The 266-nt window shown below is 57.9% G+C and carries 1 protein-coding gene; it reads right to left on the minus strand.

The window, feature by feature from the left end; genetic code table 11:
* Positions 1 to 266 (minus strand): orotate phosphoribosyltransferase (locus CF394_RS14085; RefSeq protein ID WP_279327666.1); only part of this gene is annotated, 266 nt, incomplete at both ends.

The raw sequence follows: 266 nt of genomic DNA on the forward strand, positions 1-266 counted from the left end.
GGCGACGCCGAGCACGTCACATCCCGCCTCTGTGAGGGCGGCGGCGGCTTCAAGAACGCTTCCTCCCGTTGAAATTAAATCTTCGATCACAACGACTTTCTGTCCTTTTACAACGGCCCCTTCAATTTGGTTTCCTTTGCCGTGCGCCTTCGGTTTGCTTCTGACGTAGCACATCGGCAGGCTCAGCCTGTCAGCGGCAAGCGCGGCATGAGGGATTCCCGCGGTCGCTGTACCGGCGATCATCTCGGCTCCGGGAAATTTGTCTT

The sequence above is a fragment of the Tetzosporium hominis genome (genome assembly GCF_002265435.1).
Lineage (GTDB): Bacteria > Bacillota > Bacilli > Bacillales_A > Planococcaceae > Chryseomicrobium > Chryseomicrobium hominis.